We start from the raw sequence: 19,951 nt of genomic DNA, 5'->3' as shown, positions 1-19,951 counted from the left end.
GGTCGACCCGAAGGTCGGCGATCGCGTGGCGCCCTCGGCAGGATTCGAACCTGCGACACCTGGTTCCGGAAACCAGTGCTCTATCCCCTGAGCTACGAAGGCGTGCTCGTGCAATCTACTGCCACCGAGGCGTCGGGCAACACGCGGCGCCGTCGCCGCGCTGTGGGCGACTGCGAATGAACACGGTGAGGCGGGGTGTGTTCCGGCAGACTTGACGTCGCATGTCCGACCCCATCTCCGTCTTGAACGAACGCCTCCATCCCGTCTTCGCCGAACTCGCCGGGGGAGAACCCGCCGATCCGACCGTACGACCGTCTGACCGCGCCGACGCACAGATCAACGGCGCGCTCGCGCTCGCGAAGCGAGTCGGCTCGAACCCACGCGAGCTCGCCCAGCGGATGCTCGACACCGGGATCCTCGACGGGATCGCGTCCGACAGCGAGATCGCCGGACCGGGCTTCGTCAACGTCACCTTCGCCCCGGACTTCCTCGCTGGCGAGTTGGCTCGGGTCGCCGGTGACGAACGTCTCGGAGTGGCCGCTGTCGATCCTGCGCTCACGGTCGTGGTCGACTACTCGGCGCCGAATGTCGCGAAAGAGATGCACGTCGGGCACCTGCGTTCGACGGTCATCGGCGACTGCCTCGTTCGGATCCTCGACTTTCTGGGTCACGACGTCATCCGCGAGAACCACATCGGCGACTGGGGACGACCGTTCGGGATGTTGATCGAGCACCTGCTCGACCTCGGCGAAGACGTCGCCGCCGAAGGGCTGAGCCAAGGCGATCTCGACGGGTTCTACAAGCAGGCCAACGCGAAATTCTCCGACGACGAGGAGTTCCAGGCGCGTTCGCGCGAGCGCGTCGTGCTGCTGCAGTCCGGGGACGAGGAGACGTTGGTGTTGTGGCGTCGCCTCGTCGAGATGTCGAACGCCTACTTCAATCAGGTGTACACCAAGCTCGGGGTGCTCCTCACCGACGACGACCTCGCCGGCGAGAGCCGGTATCAGCCGCTGATGGAAGGCGCCTACCAGCGACTCGACGACGCCGGCCTCCTGCACGAGGACGACGGCGCGATGGTCGTCACCGTGCCAGGCTTCGTCAACCGAGACGGCGACCCGCTCCCGCTGATCGCGCAGTCGCGAACCGGTGCATTCATGTACGCCACGAGTGACCTCGCGTGCGTCGTGGATCGCGTCGAGCGTCTCGGCGCCGACCTGATGTTGTACGTCATCGGCACGCCGCAGTCGCAACACCTGCAGATGGTCTTCGCCGTGTGCAAGATGGCTGGCTGGTTGGCCGAACCGGTCGAAGCGGTGCACGTCGGGTTCGGCAACGTGTTGGGCGACGACCGCAAGATCCTGCGGAGCCGGTCGGGTGATTCGGTCAAGCTCGTCGACCTGCTCGACGAGGCAATCGCGCGTGCCGACGCGGCGATTCAGGAGAAGAACCCCGACATGCCCGCAGCGACGCGTCGCGAGGTGGCCAACATGGTCGGCATCGGTGCCGTCAAGTACGCCGACCTGTCGACCGACCGGGTGAAGGACTACGTGTTCGACTTCGATCGGATGCTCGCCTTCGAAGGCAACACGGGTCCGTACTGCCAGTACGCCCACGCTCGGATCAACCGCATCTTCGATCGCGCCGGCGTCGAACGAGCCTCGGTTCGTGGCGCGACCATTTCGATCGGCGAGCCGGAGGAACGCTCGCTGGCACTGCAGATCCTGGCGTTCCCGACCGCCGTCGACGTGACGATGGAGTCGTACAGTCCGCACAAGCTGTGCACCTACGTGTACGAACTCGCTGTGGCGTTCAGTTCGTTCTACGACAAGTGTCCGATCCTCACTTCCGATGAGCCCGTGCGCACGAGTCGCCTGGCGCTCGCGGATCTTGCCGGTCGCACGCTGGCCCGTGCGCTCGACCTGCTCGGCATCCGCGCACCGGAGCAGATGTGAGCGCTCATCGCCTTCGGCGATGGGCGGCTGGCGCCGCCGTCGACTTCGTCGACAGCGCTCAGTCCACGGGCTGGCGCCCGTGCTCGCTTCGCTCGGGGGGCGGAGCTGGTGTCGCCGTCGACTTCGTCGACAGTGCTCAGTCGACGGGCTGGCGCCCGTGGTCGCTTCGCTCGGGGGGTGGGGTCGGTGTCGCCGATGGTGCCGTTGACGTGGCTTCCGGCCAGCGTTGCGACGGGGGTGTGGCGTGAGCGCGATTCCTCGTCGATTGCTGTCCGATACGACGGGCGTCGGCCCCGACGGGATGTTGACCGTCGGGGGATGTTCGGTCGCCGATGTCGCTGCCGAGTACGGCACGCCGGTGTTCGTGTACGACGAGGCGCACCTGCGAGCGCGGTGCCGCGAGGCCGTGGCGGCGTTCGGGCACGAGCGCGTGATCTATGCGACGAAGGCATTCCTGTGTCGTGCGATGGCGCGGCTCGCCTACGACGAGGGGCTCTTGCTCGATGTCGCTTCCGGAGGCGAACTCCACGTCGCTATGTCCGCCGGTGTGCCGGCGTCGGCGTGCACTTTGCACGGCAACAACAAGTCGATGGCCGAGCTCCGACAGGCGATCGTCGCGGGGGTCCGCCACATCATCGTCGACTCCTTCGACGAACTCGATCGCCTCGAGGTCTTGGCGGCCGAGTCGGTCGGGCCCACTCCCGACGTCGTGTTGCGGATCACACCGGGCGTGCACGCGCACACCCACGAATTCATCGCAACCGGCCAGGACGACTCCAAGTTCGGCTTCAACCTCGGCAACGGCGACGCGATGCGAGCGGTCGACCGAGCCCGCCGTTCGAACTCGGTGAATCTGGTCGGCGTGCACTGTCACATCGGCTCCAACGTCTTCGAAGCGTCGTCGTTCGCCAAGGCCGCCGAGGTCATGGCCGATTTCGCCGTCCCGCTCGACCTCCCCGAACTCGTGCTCGGCGGTGGGCTCGGTGTGGCCTACGTGGAGGGCGAAGAAGCGCCGACGATCCAGCAGTGGGGCAACGTGCTGCTCGACGCATGCGACGCGTTGGGCGTCCGTTCTCGGGTCAGCGTCGAGCCGGGTCGGGCGATCGTCGCGGCGGCGGCGATGACGATCTACACCGTCGGCACCGTGAAACACATCCCGGGCGTTCGCACGTACGTTTCCGTCGACGGCGGCATGAGCGACAACCCCCGGCCGGTCCTCTACGGATCCGGCTACGAATCGTTCCTGCCACGTGCCGTCGACGTCGAACGCGAGCTCACCGTTCGTCTCGTGGGCAAGCACTGCGAGTCGGGCGATGTGTTGTCGTTCGAAGCGAAGCTCCCCGACGATCTGGTTGTCGGCGACCTGTTGGCGATGCCGGTGACCGGCGCCTACGGCCACTCGATGGGATCCAACTACAACAAGATCACGCGTCCGCCCGTCGTGTTCTGTGCCGACGGCGACGCTCGTCTCGTTGTCCGGCGCGAGACCTTCGACGACCTGCTCGCCACGGATCTCTTCGACGACTGACTCGCACGCCCCCACCCCGTGCTCGACCCGGATCTGTGCCAGCGAAATCCGTTCTCGACCCGGATCTGTGCCAGCACCTGGCGCGATTCGGGGTCGAGATCGGGGTGGCGCGCTGTGGGGTCGAGAACGGCGGTGGCGCGCTGTGGGGTCGAGATCGGGGTGGCGCGCCTACGATCCGTCGCATGGCGAAATGGATCGACACCCTGCTCAAGCTCGTCAAGCAGTGGCAGGCAGCACAACGAGAGCGCGACCCGCTGGCTGGCAAGACCAAGAAGAAGGCGACGCCGCCGGCTCGGCGCGTCGAGCGTGGGGTCAAGGTCGAGTACTCGCCAGAGATGGACGGTGAGGCCGACCCCGGTGAAGTCGTCTGGGCGTGGGTGCCCTACGAGGAAGATGCGACGAAGGGCAAGGATCGCCCGGTGGTGATCATCGGTCGTGTCGTCGGCGCAGCGTCGGGGTTGCTCGCGGGTGTGCCGCTCACGTCGAAGGACACAGGTCGATCGGACGGCGTTCCGGTGGGAACCGGAGCCTGGGATCCGAAGCGCCGCGACAGCTACGCCAAGGTCGACCGCTTGTTGACGATCGACGCGTCGGACGTGCGGCGCGAAGGCTCCGTGCTGGCGAAAGACCGCTTCGACGACGTCGTCGGCAATCTCGCGAAGTACCACGACCTCCTCCGCTCCTGACCGCCACCAGACGAGACGCCGACCACAGCCGTCGCGGAGCTCCGCGCATCGTTGGAGGCGGGCGTTCGCTGCGCGATGAGACGACCGCAGCCGTGGCGGTGGTTCGCTCATCGTTCACCGTTGATTCGGGTGTGATGCCGTAGCCTCGGGACGGTGAACGACGTGCAAGGCAACTCGTCCGAACCGAGCGTGATGCGGATCGGTGTGCTCGGCTGCGGCAACGTAGGCGCTGCGCTCGTCGACCTCGTCCGAACCCAAGCCGACACCGTCGAGCAGCGAACCGGGATCCGCCTCGAGGTCGCTCGCGTCGCGGTGCGAAACATGTCGGCACCGCGCGACGTCGAAATCGACGACGGCATCCTCACCCGTGATGCCTCCGCCGTCGTCAACGACGCATCGATCGATCTCGTCGTGGAGGCGATCGGTGGCATCGAGCCGGCCCGGGGGCTCATCCTCGACGCATTGAAGAACGGCAAGCCGGTCATCACGGCGAACAAGGAGTTGCTCGCGAACTGCGGCGCCGAACTCTACGCGGCAGCCGAACTCGCCGAGCGCGACCTGCTGTTCGAGGCGGCTGTCGCCGGCGGCATCCCGATCATGCGGGCCCTGCGGGAGTCGCTGCACGGCGAGCCGATCACGCGGGTGATCGGCATCATCAACGGCACCACCAACTTCATCCTGACGAAGATGACCGATGCGGTGCTCGCCGGGGGAGCAGGCGACTACGCCGCCACCCTGGCCGAGGCGCAGGCACTGGGCTACGCGGAGCGCGACCCGACCGCCGACGTCGAGGGATACGACGCGGGGGCGAAGGCCGCGATCATCGCGACCGTGGCGTTCGGGGTGAAGGTCGTCGCCGGCGACGTCTACCACGAGGGCATCAGTCGGGTGAGCGGCGCAGAGATCTCGATCGCCGACCGCCTCGGCTACTGCATCAAGTTGCTGGGAATCATCGAGCGCGAGCCGGAATCCGGCGACGTGAGCGTCCGAGTGCATCCGACGATGGTCCCCAAGCAGCATCCGCTCGCCAGCGTTCGCGACAGCTACAACGCCGTGTTCGTGGAAGGTGGCTTCGTCGGTTCGCTCATGTTCTTCGGGCGCGGCGCCGGCGGTGCACCCACCGCGAGTGCCGTGTTCGGCGACGTCGTCGACGCAGCGATCAACCTGCGACGCGGCACGCACGGATCACTCGGCGATCTCCACGAGGCGCGTGTGCTCGCGATCGACGAGACCAGCGCCGAGTATCTGCTCAGTCTCGACGTCGCTGACCAGCCCGGGGTGTTGCACGCCGTCACCGGGGTGTTCGCGTCGCACAACGTGTCGATCCGTGCCGCCGAACAAGAAGGCAACGGCCCCGATGCTCGCCTGGTGTTCATCACGCATTCAGCGCAGGAGGCCGCGGTCCAGGCGACTGTTCGAGAGCTCGGCACGCTCGACGTGGTCCGCAACGTCGGTGGCCTGATCCGTGTGATCGGCGACTGAGGTCGACCAGCCGATGAAGTACCTCTCGACTCGCGGTCGCGCCGACGAACTCGGATTTGCCGACGTCCTGCTCGCCGGGCTCGCCACCGATGGTGGCCTCTACGTGCCGGAGCGTTGGCCGACGCTGACGCCGTCGTCCGGGGGTGACTACGTGTCGCGTGCGGTCGAGGTGATGCTCCCGTTCGTCGAACCCGACATCGACGAGATCACGCTGACGCACCTCTGCACCGAGGCGTACTCGTCGTTTCGCCATGCGGCCGTCGTCCCGCTGGTGCAGATCGGCAACGACCAGTGGGTTCAGGAGCTGTTCCACGGCCCGACGCTCGCCTTCAAAGACGTCGCGCTGCAACTGGTCGGCCGCATGTTCGACCACGTGCTCAAGCAGCGCGGCGAGCGGGTGACGATCGTCGGCGCCACTTCGGGCGACACCGGCTCGGCCGCGATCGACGGCGTGGCGGGATGCGACAACGTCGACATCGTCATCCTGTACCCGCTCGGTCGGACCAGCGAGGTGCAGCGACGTCAGATGACCACGGTCGACGCGCCCAACGCGCACGCCGTTGCGGTCGAGGGAACCTTCGACGACTGCCAAGACCTCGTGAAGGCGATGTTCAACGACGTGGATTTCCGTCAGCGCAACCAGCTGTCGGCGGTCAACTCGATCAACTGGGCGCGGGTGATGGCGCAGACCGTCTACTACGTGGTTGCCGCGGAGACGTTCGCTCGGCCGGCGACGTTCAGCGTGCCGACGGGCAACTTCGGCAACGTGCTGGCCGGCTGGATCGCGCGAGAGATGGGTGCCCCGATCCGGGACTTCGTGCTGGCGTCGAACACCAACGACATCCTGACCCGTTTCGTCAACGACGCCGACATGACCGCACGACCCGTCGTGCCGACGATCAGCCCGTCGATGGACATCCAGGTGTCGTCGAACTTCGAGCGGCTTCTTTTCGAGATGAACGGCCGCGACGGAGGGATGACCGACGAGCAGCTGTCCGGATTCCGACAAGCTGGCCGTCTCGACATCGAGGCTGACCAGCGCTCGCAGTGGATCGACGGGACCTTTCGAGCAGCGGCGTTCGACGATGACGCCACGCTCACCGAGATCGAGCGCGTGCACCGGGAAGCGGGAATGCTGCTCGATCCACACACGGCGACCGGCACCGCCGCAGCGAGGCTGTTCGCGGGCCCCGGCGGCAGCGGCGGTCCGATGATCACGCTCGGTACGGCACATCCGGCCAAGTTTCCCGATGCGGTCGAACGTGCCACGGGGATTCGCCCGCCCTTGCCTGCCCACCTCGCCGATCTGTTCGCGCGCGAGGAGCGCACCCAGACCGTCGCCAACGACCTCGCTGCCGTGCAGCGTCTCGTCGAGTCGCTCACTCGCTGAGGGGCCGGCGCCGTCGACTCGGTACACGGTGCCGACCTGTTCGGGCGGTGCTCGTGAGCAGTTCGCGAGCCTGTTGGCCAGGTCGGCGGTGGGCTGAGTTGGCGTGTGCGTTGCAATTACCTGGTTCCACCAACTAACGTCGTTGTCGTTCGGTTCTCACCGAACCGCACTCCCGGAGTCTCCGATGCGTGCGAATTTCCTCAGGGGACCCGACGGCTGATGCCGCGTTTGCGTGGCGCTTCCCGACCCCTTCCTCTGAACTTCACCTCACCGCCACGTCTCCACGGCGGTGAAAGAGAGGCACCGATGGCCGCACAGGCACTCGAAAAGTCCGCGCTGGATGGCAAGGACAAAGACCAACTCACCCAGATCGCCAAGGCGCTGGGCATCAAGGGAATCTCCAAGCTCAAGAAGGCGGAGCTGGTCGACAAGATCATCGACACCGCTGGCGGCGGCGCGTCCGCGCCGGCCGACACCTCCGACTCCGATGCCACGTCGACAGCAACGTCGAGTGATGTCGGCCGTTCGAACGCGCTGCGCAGCGACGCTCCTCGCCGCTCCAACAGCTCGGGGGAACAGCCTTCGGCCGACAACGGCTCCGAGAGCAACGGCTCGTCTGGAAACGGCTCGTCTGGAAACGGCTCGTCGAGTGCGCCAGATGCCGCCGTCGAGCTCGGCCCCGACGGCGAGCCCCTCGCCGACTGGGAGATCGAGTTGCGACAGCAGGGAATCTCCGCCGAGACGACCGCCGCCACGGCGTCCAGTGGCGGAGCATCCGCTGCGACCGGTCCGCGCAACGATCGCAACGGCGACGATGCATCGAAAGGCTCGTCCCGCGGCCAGCGTGACAACCAACGTGATGGCGCTCGCAACCGCAACGATGGCGGGAACCGCAACGATGGCGGCCAGCGCAACGACGGCGGGAACCGCAACGACGGCGGGAACCGCAACGACGGCGGGAACCGCAACGATGGCGGCCAGCGCAACGATCGCGGGCAGGGCGCTCGAACGCAGAACGATGGTGATCGCGGCGCTCGCAACCAGAGCGACGGCGAGGGAAACAACAAGCGTCGGCGTCGTCGCCGCAAGGGCGGACGGGGGCAGGAGGGCCCGCAGGGCGAAGACGTCGAGTTGCTCGACGACGACGGCCAGCCGCAGTCGAACGAGCCCATCGACGTGTCGGGGTACCTCGACATGCGCGACGAGGGCTACGGCTTCTTGCGCATCAACGGCTACCTGCCGAGCAAGGACGATGCCTACATCCCGGTGAAGCTGGCTCGCCAGTACGGCCTCCGCAAGGGCGATCAGTTGACCGGCAAGATGCGCCCGCCCGGGCGCAACGAGAAGAACCCGGCGCTGCTCGAGGTCTTCACCGTCAACGGGGGCGATCCCGAGGCGGCGAAAAAGCGGCCGCGCTTCGAAGACCTCACCGCGCTGTTCCCCGACGAGAAACTGCGCCTCGAGGATCCGAGCGATCCGACGAACATGACGGCGCGCATCATCGACCTGATCTCGCCGATCGGCAAGGGCCAGCGTGGCATCCTCGTGTCGCCACCGAAGGCCGGCAAGACGACGATCATGAAGACGATCGCCAAGATGATCGAGAAGAACAACCCGGAGGTGAGCCTCATCATGCTGCTCATCGACGAACGGCCCGAAGAGGTCACCGACATCAAGCGCACCGTCAAGGGCGAGGTCATCTCGTCGACGTTCGACCGCCCGAGCGACGAGCACACCGCCATCGCGGAGATGACGATCGCCAAGGCGAAGCGGATGGTCGAAGACGGCAAGGACGTCGTCATCATGCTCGACGGCATCACCCGCCTCAGCCGTGCCTACAACCTCGCAGCACCGGCGAGCGGTCGCATCCTGTCGGGTGGTATCGATGCTGGCGCGCTGTACCCGCCGAAGAAGTTCTTCGGTGCGGCCCGCAACGTCGAAGAAGGTGGATCGCTCACGATCCTGGCGACGGCGCTCGTCGACACGAACAGCCGAATGGACGAGGCGATCTTCGAGGAGTTCAAGGGCACCGGCAACATGGAGTTGCGCCTCGACCGCAAGGTCGCCGAACGTCGGATCTACCCGGCGATCGACGTCGATGCGTCGTCGACCCGACACGAAGAACTGCTCTTCGACCGCAAGGAACTACAGATGGTCTGGAAGCTGCGCCGAGTGCTCAGCGGCCTCGCCGCCGACGGCAACGCGGCGCCCGGCCTCGAATTGCTGATGGACCGTCTGAAGACGTTCAAGTCGAACAGCGAGTTCCTCAGCGAGATCGCCAAACAACCAGGGATGTGAGGCCGGCTCCGCCGGCCGGCGACTTCGTCGCCATCGGCGACTTCGTCGCCATCGGCGACTTCGTCGCCATCAGCGACTCCGTCGCTGTCACATCGTGTTTCGGACTTCGTCCGAACTCGCTTCGCTCGGGCTGGCCACGCCGGTGTCGTCAGCGCTGAGCGACAGAGTGGGTCTGACCCACTCTGTCGTTCAGTCTGTCGCTCAGTTGTCGACGACGAAGCCGACCACGTCGATGGCGAGATCGGCGCCCGTCGAGGAGTAGACGCAGGCCGTCCCGTTGGTGAAGTCGGCCAGTTTGACGAACACCGCGTTCGACACGACCGAGTTCGCCGCGAAGTTGAGGTTCGCAGCCTGGGGCCGCTCGGCGTCACACGGATACAGCGTCATGAACCCACCGGCGTCGGGCCGGATCACCGCGACGTTGAGCATCACACCCGTTGCATCGGCAGGCACGCTGCCTCGTCCGACGACATTGAGCGCAACGACGCGGTCGGCGCCGATCCGACCGGTCGCCTGCTGTTGGCCATCGACGGTGGTCAGCCCCGCACGTGTCTCGTAGAAGCGGCCCGGTACGACCGAGCGAAGGCCGCCGCCAGATGGAACGAATGCGGCGACGTCGACCGCGAGGTCGGTCTCGGTGTTGGAGAAGATGCAGATCGTTCCATTGGTGCCGACCCTCGCGAGGGTGAGGTTGTTGACGACGCCGTTCGCCGGTGCGTTGAGGTTCGCTGCGGTGGGTTGATCGTCCCCGCAGGGGTAGATCGTGAGGAACGCCGAGGTGGCGGGCTTGATGGCGGTCACGTTGACGAGTACGGCGTCGGCATCGGCGGCGACGCCGCCACGCCCGGTGACCTTCAGCGTGGTGGTGGAGTTCGCGGCAACCCGGCCGATGGCTTGCGAAGCGCCATCGGTCGTGATCTGGCCTGCTCGCGTCTCGAGGAGACGCGCCGGCACGACCGGCGACACCGACCCGCCGCCGGGGACGTAGCCGTTGACGTCGACGATGAGGTGCGCTTCGGCGGACGTGAAGATGCAGACGGTGCCGTTGGCGGCCACCTTGGCGATGGCGGCAGCGGACGCGGCGGCTCCTGCGGCGTAGTTGAGGTTGGAGGTCGTGGGTCGTGATGCGGCGTCGCAGGGGTAGGCGGTGACGAAGCCGCCGGTCGGCGCGCCGGCCGCAGCGATGTTCAACAGCACGGCCTCCGCGTCGGCGGGCACACCGCCACGTCCAGCGACCTGGAGCGCCACGAAGCTGCCGGCCGCGACCTTGCCGTCTCCTTCGAAGTCGCCGTCGATGGTCGTCAGGTCGGGACCGTCACGTGTTTCCAACAATCGGGCCGGCGGGAGCGGAAGTGCCCCTGGCGCGACCACGTCGACGACGGCGGTGGCGATACCGGCGTTGCCGGGAGCGACCCCGATCGCCACGCCACCTGTCGAGGAGAGCGCAACGGACGACGTGTTCTCGTAGATCGACGCAGCGAACGGCGTCGTGGAGTGGATTTCTGTTCCATCGGAGTGCACGTGGACCAGCGTTCCGGACTGCGTGGAGAACACGAACGTGCCGTCACCGACCGCGTCGATCGCAACCGGAAAGCCTTTGACGATCCGATTGCCCTCGCGCTGGTTGGCGCCATTCGGGCTGAGCAGGTTGGTCCATGCCACGCCGCCGAACCTCGCCGTCGAGGTGATGAACCAGTTGCCCGTGGACGGGTCCGCGACCGGGACCGACTCGGTCACGACGCCGGTGCCACCGAGGTTGGGACTTGCGTCGACAGTGACGGGACCACCGAGTGGAGTCAGCGAGGACGAGTAGCGCTGGACGGGGAACGACAGTCCTCCGTTGTTGTCGGCGATCTGGAAACGCCCGGTGTAGGGCTGGGTCACCAGCAGTTCACCGTTCGTCGGGTTGTACCCGACTCGTGGCGAGGGCGCACCTTCTTCGTTGACGATCGGGAACTGCGCGGCGGCACCTCGCCCGAGCGATGCGTCGAGCGGTTGGACCATCGTGACCGACTGTGAAGCCGTGAGGCCATCGCAGATGCCCCCGGTCGACGTGGTGCCGTACCACTTGGTGTAGACGAGCGTGTAGCCACCCGTCGTCGGGTTGGTGATCACATCGGGGTTGCGGACGAGACAGAACAACATCTGGCCGTGCGTCGGGTTCAATCGCACCTCGGCACCGACCGGCGCGCCGGTGTCGTTGACGAGGCGACCGAAGATCGCCGACGATCGTCTGTTCTCGACCGGCGTGAGGCTCGAGGTGTCCGATCGCTGCACGAGCGCGAGGTACTGGTTGCTGGCCGCGTTGTAGACGACCTTGGTGTTCCAGAAGCCTGCGCCCGACAGCGACGTGCCCGAATCGTTGCTGCGCTGTTCGGCGACGATGGTGGGACCACTGATGATCTTGCCCTCTGCGTCGAGGAGCGCCCCGACGACGTCGGTCTCGACGAAACCGTCGAACTCTCGCCAGACGGCGAAGTACTCGTTCTTTTCCGAGTTGTGCGCGATCGAGAACTGGCGCAGGCTCACTTGATCGTCGATCACCGTGATCGGCTCGGTGTCGACCCGGGCATCGGCTGCCCCCGCTGTCAAGGTGAGTGTGACCAGGGCCGTCGCGCACGACGTCAACAGTCGTCTGGTCCGGCGGGGGGAAGTTGTGTCCATGCGTCTGAAAGTACGCTCGCGCTGACAACAGCTGGGTAACAACGGTGTCGGTCGGCCCGACCGGCGAGGCATCCGAACGACAGAGTGGGTCTGACCCACTCTGTCGTTTTGGTGGGGGACTTCGATAGCGTTGAACGGCGTTGATCTTCGACGACGATCGCGGCTCGTGCATCCAGCACGAGATCTGCAGTTCAGCCGTCACCGACCGGATCGAAACGAGGAACCATGAAGACCGATATCCATCCCGCGTACTCCGACACGACCGTCAAGTGCTCGTGCGGCAACACGTTCACCACCAAGTCGACGGTCGATGGCGACCTCACCGTCGAACTCTGCAACGAGTGCCATCCGTTCTTCACCGGTAAGCAGAAGCTGGTCGACTCGGGTGGCCGCGTCGAGCGCTTCAACAAGCGCTACGGCCGCCGCGAAGGCAAGCCCACCAACATGGAGGAGTGATCGGTCGCTCGCAGCGCGAGCTCCGAACACTCACCGCATACTGAACCTCAGATCTACGATGCGAACGCCGTCTCCTGTGGGAGGCGGCGTTCGTCGTTGTCGAGACGGTGCGCAACGGGCGCGGAAGTGCCTCGACACGACATTGCAATTCAGTTACGATACATCGGTGGGAAGTCACTCAACCTCCCTCGGTGGTGGTCCGATGTTCATGATCAGACCCACGACCGTCCCCTCGACGTTCCGCCTTCAGGAGAAGACCCGCCGTGCCCCTCGGTGAAGCCAACGCTCGACATCTCCTCCGACGAACCGAGTTCGTCGACAAGCCGGATCGAGTCGCCGCGCTCCAGGCAATGGATGTCGACGCCGCGGTCGACAACATCTTGAACACGGCGTCCGCTGGGTACTCGAGTCTGTCGCTCGGCTCCGGCGAGAACTGGCAGCAGGGACAGAACATCACCCGCGACTGGTTGAACCGGATGGCGGGGCGCAGCGGCGGCAGCCCGTTCCGCGAGCGCATGGCGTTCTTCTGGCACGGTCACATCTGCAGCGAACTCGGCAAGGTCAACTCGGCGCCGTTCATGCGCGAACAGATCGACCTGTTCCGCGAGGACGGCGTGAACGGCACCATCGGCCAGTTGATGAAGGACATGTCGCTGCAGGTCGCGATGCTTCGCTACCTCGACAACGACCGCAACGTGGCCACCTCGCCGAATCAGAACTTCGCCCGCGAGATGATGGAACTGTTCGTCATCGGTGTCGGCAACTACACCGAGACCGAGGTCGAATCGGCGACCTCGGCCTGGACCGGACACACCGCGGTCTGGAACGCCCCCGGCGGCAATTCCGATGCCGTGCGCACGTTCAACCAGGAACAGCACACCCGCGGCGCACTCCCGTTCTTCGGGCGGACGATCAACCAGATCCAGTTTCGCTACGCCGGCTTCGAGACCATCGACGTCATGCTGTGGTTGAACGCGACCTACGCCAGCGGAACGGGCGGCTCGACCAGCTACGCGAGCCAGGGCGGAATCGTGCCGAACGGTGCCGACAACGTCGCCAACCGCGGGCGGCCGACCAAGGAGGTCGCCGCCGAGTTCTTGTCGAAGAAGCTCTGGCAGGAGTTCGGCGAAGCCAATTCGGGCACCGTCCCGCCCGGTGTGCTGGGCGCGATGACGACGGCGCTCCTGGACAACAACTTCCAGATCCGGCCGTGGGTGCGCGCGATGCTCATGCACGACGACTTCTACGCCGAGTCCACCAAGAACGGCCTCGTGCGTCAGCCGGTCGAGTACATGGTGGCGCTGATGGTCGCGCTCGGTCGTTCCGCCGAGCAGGTCGCGGCGCTGTGGCTGATGGGCCAGGCGGGCCAGGAGCTGCTGTATCCACCCAACGTGAGTGGTTGGAAGCCGAACGGGTTCTGGATCAACGCCAGCGCGTTCGAAGGCCGCAACCGACTCGCCCAAGCCTGCACCTGGCCGTTGTTCGAGACCTACTGGGCACACCCGTGGCAGGAGCGACACCGGAACTACTTCGAACTCCAGAACGGCCAGAGGATCCACCAACACGAGGTCGTCGGCGGCGCTGGACTCCCTGCGCCGCACGACATCGCGCCGCTTCCCAACGACGTGCTCGTCGATCGGATCCTCGACTTCATGGGGCTGACCGTGCGACCCGAAACCCGCGCTGCGCTCATCGACTTCTGTGAGTCGCACACGAGTGGCAGTGACCCCAACTATTACGAGCGACGCCAGCTCCCGCTGCTGATCATGCTCGCTCCCGACCTGCACGTGTCCACCGCCGTGACGCCCACCGCCTGAGGTTCGCCATGCTCGATCCCGACATCTCCACCGCCGGCGCCGAACGTCACCTGCTGCGCCCCGACACCGAGCCCGAAGATCGCTTCGGCCTCGACCGGCGACGCTTCCTCCAGCTCGTCGGCATGGGCATGGGGGCCGGTCTCGTCGCCGGCCCCGGCACGTCGCTGCTCGATCTGAATCTTCCCGGATTCGATCCGTCCGCGTGGGCGCTCGGCCCGATCGGCCCGACCGACGGCATCTTGCTCGTGCTCGGTATGCACGGAGGCAACGACGGGCTCAACACCGTCGTGCCGATCACCGACGGCCACTACTACGACTTCCACGCACCGGTCGCGATTCCCGCCGCCGACACCCTCCCGCTCGACGCGAACACCGGCCTCAACCCGCACCTCGCCGAGCTCAAGCGGTTCTGGGACGCCGACCAGTTGGCCATCGTCGAAGGCGTGGGCCACGCGATCGACGAGTTCAGCCACTTCAGTTCGATGGCGTGGTGGATGTCGGGCCGAACCAGCGGCGTGCCCGACTCGGGATGGGTCGGACGCTGGCTCGACCAGTACCTCTCGGGGAGCCGCGATCTCTATGCCGCCGCCGAGATCGGGAGCGCGCTGCCGCTGCACATGATCGGACAGCAGTCGGTGTCGACGACGGTGCCGGTCGGCAAGCCGTCGTTCGGGCTCGCCGAGAACGCGAACGACCGCAAGTTGCTCGATGCGATCCGGGCGCTCGGTGCCGGTGATCCCGGGCCGCCGACCAACCCGAACTGGCGCAGCCGCGTGGGCCAAGCCCAGCGCGACCAACTCGACATCGCCGCACGCCTGGCCCCGATCATCCCGACCGAGGAGAACCTGCCCGGTGTCGACATCGTCGCGAAGCTCGACATCGCCGCCCGTCTCATCAACGCCAACCTCGGCTTTCGCGTCCTGACCGCGCACTGGGGCGACTTCGACAGTCACGCGGGCCAGCCGCAGATGCACGGGGCTCGGATGGTCGAGCTCAACGCTGCGCTCACCCAGTTCTTCTCGCGGCTGCACCCGGCGTGGGCCGGGCGCGTCACGGTGATGACCTACTCGGAGTTCGGGCGCACCGCACACGCCAACGACGGGGAAGGCACCGACCACGGATCGTCGGCACCGCAGTTTGTGCTCGGCGCGAACGTCAAGGGTGGATTCTACGGACAGCGTCCCCGCCTCGCCGGGCTCGGCGAGTGGGATCGCATGGACACCCACGTCCTGACCCAGGACTACTACGGCTCGTTGATCGACGGCTGGCTCGGCGGCGACGCCGCGTCGATCGTGCCCGGCTACAGCGAGAATCTCGGGTTGTTCACGACCGGGCCGAACGACGCGCCAGCCTTCCCCGGCACGGTGCTCGGACAGTTCGTGGCGCTCAATCCGACGAGGATCTTCGACTCGCGTGACTCGACGGGAGGCGCCGCGGCGCGCCTCGGACCTGGCCAGACGATCAAGGTCAAGATCGCCGGGGTGAACGGCGTGCCGGCGAACGACGTGCGGGCGGTAGCGGTCAACATCAGCTCGATCCGCCCGACCGAAACCACCTACCTCACCGCCTTCCCGACCGGGTATGCCAAGCCGCTCACGGCAACGCTCAATCCACGGGCCGGCGCGGTCGTGCCGAACATGTCGGTGGTCGGTGTCGGCTCCGATGGCACGATCAGCCTGTTCAACAACGCGGGCACCGTCGACGTCACGATCGACCTGATGGGGTACTTCCGTCGTGACGTGGCGGCCCGCATCACGCCGCTCACCCCGGCCCGCATACTCGACAGCCGTGAGGGGATCGGCGCACGGAAGCGTCGCGTTCGGGCGGGTGGGCCGCTCGTGTTGCAGGTCGCCGGTCAGGGTGGGGTCCCGACGAGTGGCGTCGACGCGGTGGTGCTCAACCTCACGTCGATTCGACCGTCGACCAACGGCTGGATCACGGCCTGGCCGACCGGCGAGACGAAGCCGGTGGTGGCGAATCTGTCGTATCTGACCGGCGATGTCGTCCCGAACATGGTGATGTGCAAGGTCGGCGCCGACGGCAAGATCAATCTCGAACCGAGCGCCGGTGATCTCGACCTCGTCGCCGACGTCGTCGGTTGCTTCACCGCCGATGGCGCGATGCTCTCGCCGCTCTCGCCCGCCCGCTTGCTCGACACCCGCGACGGCACCGGTGCCGCGGAGGCGAAGCTCGGCTCGGGCAAGGAACTGCAGTTGCAGGTCACCGGTCGCGCCGGCGTGCCGTCAGGAGCGAAGGCAGCTGTGCTCAACGTCACCGGCATCCGTCCGGATCAGCGAACGTTCTTGACGATCTATCCGACGGGGGAGACGCGCCCGACGGCGGCGAGCCTCAACCCCGACACCGGCAAGATCGCCGGCAACCTCGTCGTCGCGAAGATCGGCTCCGGTGGCAAGGTCACGATCTACAACGACGCCGGCTCGCTCCACCTCACCGCCGACATCACCGCCTACTTCATCTGAGTCACGCTGGTGGTCGGAGCGGCCCGTACGGAACGGTGCCGACGCGGCTCGGTAGCGTCGTCGAGATGACCTCGCCTGCTCCGAACTCCGAACTGCGTGGACGGCTGCTGGGGATCAAGCTGCGGGCGCTCGTCGCCGAGCACCTCGGCAGACCGGTCGAGGGCGAGCCGAAGGGCTTCCCCTCCGGGGCCGGCATCGTCGTCGACGGTCAGGCGTGGGTCCTCGTCGACGGCGTGGGGGAGCGCGCGCTCGGCCCGGCGCTTGCTTGGGCGCTTCGTCAGGGGGCGACGAGTCTCGGACTGATCGCCGACCACGACGGCGGCACCCTCGCTCGTCGAGCGGCGGGTTTCGACCTGCCGATCGAGGTGTGGTTCCCCGAGGAGCGAACGTTGCTGCCGGTCGGGCCGACCGACCTCGCCGATCCGCCGGGAGCGTCCGCCGAGCATCTCGACATGATCCCGATGATCGAAGCGGGCGGCGCCGATCCGGTCGTCGAGCACGGCGTGGTGGCTGGCGAGGTTCGCGGGCTCGAAGTGTGCCGTGTCGTCGCTCAGCCGACGATCGGGCGACTCACCGAACCCGGCGACGCCGACCTCGCAGCGCTCATCGACCAGCGGCTGTCGGAACTCGCCAACCAGGGGGTGATCCTGGAGGTGGGTGTCGGTGCGAACGACCGGGAGGCGTTTCAACTGTTGCACGGGGATGTTCCGAAGGTGGACGCGTTGTCTCGGGTCGTCGACGCGGTTCGTGCGCATCGAGATCTCGCAGCGCCGCAGCACCCGCTCAATCGGATGGCGATCGAGCGCTTTCTGCGTTGGCAGGCGATCGAGGATCCGGCGCTCGTCGGGATGGTCCAGGTCGAGGCGACCGAGCCTCCGACACCTCGCCCGAGCATGAAGGAATCGGCGCCGTGCGTCGCGATCGGTCGCGACGCCGACGGCGGTCGGCACGTGCTCGTGTTCGGGGCGGGCGTCGATCTCGACCTGTTGGCGTTCGCCGTCGACGCCGCCGCGCTCGTCCATCGCTCCCTCGGTGATGCCGACGGCGTCGTCTCGACACGGGTCGTGCTTCGCTCGGCGGACGCCGTGCCGATCCTGCACGACCTCGCCGCGCTCTTTCGAGGTCCACTCGACATCGTCACGATCTGAGCGTCGGCCCCGGCGTTAGCCTCCCGAGTCCATGATCGAACGGCTCGAGCGCATCGTCGAGGAGTACCTCAACCTCGAACAGCAGCTGTCCGATCCCGACGTGCTCGCCGACTCGTCGCAGCTCCGGACGGTGTCGAAGCGCTACAACGACCTCGGATCCGTGGTCGAGTTGTTTCGACGTTACGTCGATCGCCGCGGTGACGCCGAAGCAGCGCGTGAGATGCTCGACGGTGCCACCGGCGCGGAACGGGATCTGCTCCAGGCCGAACTCGACGACGTCGCCGAAGAACTTCCTGCGATGGAGGCGGCACTGCGAGAGTTGATGCTGCCCAAGGACCCTCGCGACGGCCGCAACGTCATCATGGAGATCCGCGGCGCCGAGGGTGGCGAGGAAGCCAACCTGTTCGCACGCGATCTGTACGAGATGTACGCCGCGTACGCGGCGTCGCAGCGATGGCAGGTCGAGATCTTGTCTGCGTCGCCCAGCGACATGGGCGGCTACAACGACATCACGTTCGAAGTGCGCGGCGACACCGCGTGGCGCAACCTCAAGTTCGAAGGCGGCCCACATCGGGTGCAGCGGGTGCCGGTGACGGAAAGCCAGGGGCGCATCCACACGTCGTCGGCGACGGTCACCGTCCTCGCCGAGGTCGACGAGGTCGACGTCGACCTCGACGAACGCGACCTCACGATCGACGTCTACCGATCGAGCGGTGCCGGTGGCCAGCACGTCAACACGACGGATTCGGCGGTGCGGATCACCCACCTGCCGACCGGCGTGGTCGTGACGATGCAGGACGAGCGCTCGCAACTGCAGAACAAGGCTCGGGCGATGCAGGTGTTGCGCGCCCGCCTGTTCGATCTCGCCGAGGCAGAACGCAACGCCGAACTCTCCGCGGAGCGTCGCTCGCAAGTCGGCGGCGGTGGCCGCAGCGAGAAGATCCGCACGTACAACTACAAGGAGAACCGTGTCACCGATCACCGCATCGGTTTCACGGTCTATCGATTGTCCGACATCCTCGCCGGTGACCTGCAGATGGTGATCGACCCGCTCGCCGCCGATGAGCGGTCGAGGCTGCTCGTCGAGGGTGGCGATGACTGACGAGACACCGGATGAGATCCCGGATGAGATCTCGGATGACGGTGGCTCGACGATCTCGTGGCGCGAACTGCTCCGCGAAACCGAGGCGCTCGTCGGCGAGCCGCGGCACGCTCGGTGGATCTGTGAGACGGCGACCTCGTCGACGCCGACCGAGTTTCTGTCGATGCTCGAGTCGCCAGCCACCGAGCGCGCCGTTGCACACCTCGACGCCATGGTCACACGTGCCCGACAGGGCGAGCCGGTCCAATACGTGCTCGGCTCGTGGGGGTTCCGTCGCCTTGATCTCGTCGTCGACCAGCGGGTGCTGATCCCGCGACCGGAGACCGAGCTCCTCGTCGAATTGGCGTTGACGCGTGCGCGCCGCGTCGAGCCGACTCGAACGCTCGTCGACCTCGGCACCGGATCGGGCGCGATCGGGCTTGCGCTCGCCGACGAACTCCCGCTCGACGGAACGACGGTGTGGATCACCGACGCAAGCCTCGACGCGCTCGACGTCGCTCGCGCCAACCTCGCCGGCATCGGACGGTCGGCGACCAACGTTCGCGTCGCTCACGGCTCGTGGTTCGACGCGCTCCCGGCCGATCTGCTCGCCGACGTGATCGTGTCGAACCCGCCCTACGTCGCCGTCGGCACCCCGGAGCTCGACCCGTCGGTTGCCGACTGGGAGCCGACATCTGCGCTGCTGGCCGGTACCGACGGTCTCGACGAGATCCGCACCATCGTCACCGGCGCACCGCACCATCTCGTCGCCAGTGGATGGCTCCTCGTCGAACACGGCCACGATCAGGGCGACGCCGTGCGGGCGTTGTTCGGTGATGCGAACCTCAGCGACGTCGCCACCCACCGCGACCTCGCTGGCCACGAACGCGTCACCCTCGGTCGCCGCCCCCGCTGACCTGCACCGACGAAGTGTGAGCTGTCCGCGCCGATTTCGCGCGGCTCAACTCA

The 19,951-nt window shown here is 66.7% G+C and carries 13 protein-coding genes and 1 tRNA gene; 12 read left to right on the top strand and 2 right to left on the bottom strand.

What is annotated here, in order from left to right; genetic code table 11:
- Nucleotides 1-26: 26 nt before the first annotated feature.
- Nucleotides 27-102, bottom strand: a tRNA-Arg gene (locus ACE37B_RS08290).
- Between the two features lie 119 nt (nt 103-221).
- Between ACE37B_RS08290 and argS the strand changes: the two genes are divergently transcribed.
- From argS to rho, 6 genes are all read left to right on the top strand, one after another.
- Complete coding sequence (argS, locus tag ACE37B_RS08285; protein WP_409922805.1) at nt 222-1,952, top strand: arginine--tRNA ligase; 1,731 nt, start codon at nt 222-224, stop codon at nt 1,950-1,952.
- Between the two features lie 244 nt (nt 1,953-2,196).
- Complete coding sequence (gene lysA / locus ACE37B_RS08280) at nt 2,197-3,480, top strand: diaminopimelate decarboxylase (RefSeq protein WP_409922804.1); 1,284 nt, start codon at nt 2,197-2,199, stop codon at nt 3,478-3,480.
- Between the two features lie 182 nt (nt 3,481-3,662).
- A complete protein-coding gene (locus ACE37B_RS08275) occupies nt 3,663-4,166 on the top strand; it encodes a type II toxin-antitoxin system PemK/MazF family toxin (protein ID WP_409922803.1) in 504 nt (167 codons plus the stop codon).
- A gap of 153 nt (nt 4,167-4,319) precedes the next feature.
- Nucleotides 4,320-5,648, top strand: coding sequence for a homoserine dehydrogenase (locus ACE37B_RS08270; protein WP_409922802.1), 1,329 nt, complete (start codon nt 4,320-4,322; stop codon nt 5,646-5,648).
- A 13-nt stretch (nt 5,649-5,661) separates the two neighbouring features.
- A complete protein-coding gene (thrC, locus tag ACE37B_RS08265) occupies nt 5,662-7,038 on the top strand; it encodes a threonine synthase (RefSeq protein WP_409922801.1) in 1,377 nt (458 codons plus the stop codon).
- 306 nt (nt 7,039-7,344) lie between these two features.
- Nucleotides 7,345-9,336, top strand: a complete 1,992-nt coding sequence (rho, locus tag ACE37B_RS08260) for a transcription termination factor Rho (RefSeq protein WP_409922800.1) — start codon at nt 7,345-7,347, stop codon at nt 9,334-9,336.
- 201 nt (nt 9,337-9,537) lie between these two features.
- Here the strand turns inward: rho and ACE37B_RS08255 are convergent, their stop codons facing one another.
- The gene (locus ACE37B_RS08255; RefSeq protein ID WP_409922799.1) at nt 9,538-12,000 is read right to left on the bottom strand and encodes a hypothetical protein; all 2,463 of its coding nucleotides are present in this window, start codon (nt 11,998-12,000) and stop codon (nt 9,538-9,540) included.
- Nucleotides 12,001-12,225: 225 nt separating this feature from the next.
- Between ACE37B_RS08255 and rpmE the strand changes: the two genes are divergently transcribed.
- The 6 genes from rpmE (at nt 12,226) to prmC (ending at nt 19,898) form a co-directional block, all read left to right on the top strand.
- Nucleotides 12,226-12,456 carry a 50S ribosomal protein L31 gene (gene rpmE, locus ACE37B_RS08250; protein ID WP_409922798.1) on the top strand — a complete coding sequence of 77 codons (231 nt, stop codon included), beginning with the start codon at nt 12,226-12,228 and terminating at the stop codon, nt 12,454-12,456.
- 263 nt (nt 12,457-12,719) lie between these two features.
- Complete coding sequence (locus ACE37B_RS08245) at nt 12,720-14,273, top strand: DUF1800 family protein (RefSeq protein ID WP_409922797.1); 1,554 nt, start codon at nt 12,720-12,722, stop codon at nt 14,271-14,273.
- Nucleotides 14,274-14,281: 8 nt separating this feature from the next.
- Nucleotides 14,282-16,753 carry a DUF1501 domain-containing protein gene (locus ACE37B_RS08240; protein WP_409922796.1) on the top strand — a complete coding sequence of 824 codons (2,472 nt, stop codon included), beginning with the start codon at nt 14,282-14,284 and terminating at the stop codon, nt 16,751-16,753.
- A 65-nt stretch (nt 16,754-16,818) separates the two neighbouring features.
- A complete protein-coding gene (locus ACE37B_RS08235) occupies nt 16,819-17,901 on the top strand; it encodes a hypothetical protein (RefSeq protein ID WP_409922795.1) in 1,083 nt (360 codons plus the stop codon).
- A 31-nt stretch (nt 17,902-17,932) separates the two neighbouring features.
- On the top strand, nt 17,933-19,003 hold the full coding sequence (gene prfA / locus ACE37B_RS08230) for a peptide chain release factor 1 (protein ID WP_409922794.1): 1,071 nt from the start codon (nt 17,933-17,935) through the stop codon (nt 19,001-19,003).
- Entirely contained in the window at nt 18,996-19,898 is a 903-nt protein-coding gene (gene prmC, locus ACE37B_RS08225; RefSeq protein ID WP_409922793.1) for a peptide chain release factor N(5)-glutamine methyltransferase, read from the top strand. Before prfA ends, prmC begins: the two co-directional genes overlap by 8 nt.
- The last annotated feature ends 53 nt before the right edge of the window (nt 19,899-19,951 follow it).

This window comes from Ilumatobacter sp., assembly GCF_046290335.1.
GTDB lineage: Bacteria > Actinomycetota > Acidimicrobiia > Acidimicrobiales > Ilumatobacteraceae > Ilumatobacter_A.
The sequence above is the reverse complement of the archived record's forward strand: the minus strand, read 5'-3'. Positions and strand labels throughout refer to the sequence as shown.